The 480-nt window shown below is 52.3% G+C and carries 1 protein-coding gene; it reads right to left on the minus strand.

What is annotated here, in order from left to right; translation table 11 throughout:
• Positions 1 to 63 precede the first annotated feature (63 nt).
• Positions 64 to 333, minus strand: coding sequence for a hypothetical protein (locus ACTHTY_RS11700; protein ID WP_003755528.1), 270 nt, complete (start codon positions 331 to 333; stop codon positions 64 to 66).
• Positions 334 to 480 lie beyond the last annotated feature (147 nt).

Genomic DNA, 480 nt, shown 5'->3' on the forward strand with positions numbered 1-480 from the left:
CCCCACAAATACAAAAAGGTCGTCTGAAACTCAACTTTCAGACGACCTTCTTTCTAATCCCATCTACTTCATCGCAGCCTTCAACGCAAACGCTGCCAGCAGTGCGCCGAAGCGGTATTTGCGCGGAATGGCGAGTCCTGCCGTTTTATACAGCAGGCTTGTCTGCGTCAGCTCGTTGCCCAAATCCAGCAGCTTCATCAGCGTGTCCGACTTGCGCTCTTCCTGTTCCTTCAATTTGCGCTGTTTCAAATACGATGCCTCAATCCTCAGGCGGACGAGTTTGGCTTCCAGTTGCAGCAGTTCGCGTGCTTCATCGCGTTCCGTTTTATTCATCGTCCCCTCCTTCCTGCATATCTTGACCGCGCAGGCAGGCGATGTCTGCCCGGATGTCCTGCAAGGTTGCCGCGATTTGGTTGTTTTGGCTGCGCCAGTCTTTTGACACTTTACCGAACAAAATTGCAATGACGATCAGGCTGAGGA

This window comes from Neisseria sp. P0019.S002 (assembly GCF_051957155.1).
Classification (GTDB): Bacteria; Pseudomonadota; Gammaproteobacteria; order Burkholderiales; family Neisseriaceae; genus Neisseria; species Neisseria perflava.

Bases quoted from the DNA above. Each gene is read 5' to 3' on its own strand.
- ACTHTY_RS11700 (WP_003755528.1), bottom strand. From the start codon at position 333: ATGAATAAAACGGAACGCGATGAAGCACGCGAACTGCTGCAACTGGAA.